The sequence below is a fragment of the Streptomyces sp. NPDC055506 genome (assembly GCF_053643595.1).
This window is the reverse complement of the sequence record NZ_JBSHKH010000292.1, coordinates 1-1,332: the sequence shown is the minus strand read 5'-3', so window position 1 is coordinate 1,332 and position 1,332 is coordinate 1. Positions and strand designations below refer to the sequence as shown.

Here is a 1,332-nt window from a genome sequence, read left to right as displayed (position 1 = left end):
TGATCACGGTGTGGATGATGTGGTGCAGGCGGTGCAGCATCCGCTCGGCGGTGCCGGCATCGAGCAGGTCGCTGCTGTATTCCCAGGCGCCCTGCAGGCCCGCGGGACCGTCGGCGTCGTGGGCCTCGCTGATGCTCAAGGACAGGTCGAACTTGGTCACCGCCAGATCCACCGGTTCGGCCTGCACGCTCAGGCCCGGCAGATCGACCGCTGCCTGCTCGATGTTGTTGAAGGCCAGCATGACCTGGAACAACGGATGCCGGGCCATGGAACGATCCGGGTTGAGGACCTCCACCAGCCGCTCGAAGGGCAAATCCTGCTGCGTGTAAGCGTCCAGGTCCCACTGCCGTACCCGCTCAAGCAGCTCACCGAAGGTGGGATCACCCGACGTATCGGTACGCAGGACCAGGGTGTTGGTGAAAAAGCCCACCAGGTCATCGGCGGCCTCGTCCATCCGGCCGGCCACCGGTGTGCCCAGCGGGATGTCCTCACCCGCACCCAGCCGGGTCAGCAACACCGCCAGCGCCGCCTGAACCACCATGAACGGCGTCGCCCCCGCGGACGCGGCCACCTCCACCACACCCTGATGCACCCGCCGGTCCCACTCGAACAGCACCCGCCCGCCCCGGTGCGAGGCCACCGCCGGACGCGGACGGTCCCACGGCAGCTCAAGCTCGGCAGGCAACCCCGCCAGCCGCCCGCTCCAGCCCCGCAACTGAGCACTGATCACACTGTCCGGATCCTCTTCCGCACCCAGCAACCCCTGCTGCCACACCGTGTAATCGGCGTACTGCACCGCCAACGGCTCCCACCCCGGCACCCGGCCCGCACACCGCGCCGCATACGCCGCAGCCAGATCACGCGCCAACGGCCCCATCGACCACCCATCCGTGGCGATATGGTGCACCACCAGCACCAACACCTCACCCCCCAGCTCCAGCTGCTGCTCCTGCTGCTGCTCCTGCTGTTTGCTGGGGTTCTCACACAGCAGATGCGCCCGCAACGGCAGGTCCACCACCACATCGAATCCCTGTGCCGCCGCACGCGCCACGGCCTGCCGCATCCCCCCGGCCTCGACCTGCTCCACCAGCAGCCGGGGCCTGGCCTCACCCGCAGGCACCACATGCTGCCAGGGACGCCCGTCCTGCCCCGGGAACAACGTCCGCAACGCCTCGTGCCGCTCCACCACATCACCCAGCGCCGCCTCCAGCGCCTGCCGGTCCAACACCCCCGTGAACCGCAACGCCACCGGCACGTTGTACGTCGCCCCGCCCCCCTCCAACTGGTTCAGGAACCACAACCGGCGCTGACCGAACGACAACGGCACCCGCC

General features: G+C 69.0%; 1 protein-coding gene. It reads right to left on the bottom strand.

From position 1 onward, the window contains the following. Positions 1-1,332, bottom strand: a 1,332-nt coding sequence (locus tag ACWIF2_RS40715; RefSeq protein WP_454366746.1) for a condensation domain-containing protein, incomplete at both ends; no start/stop codon positions are given.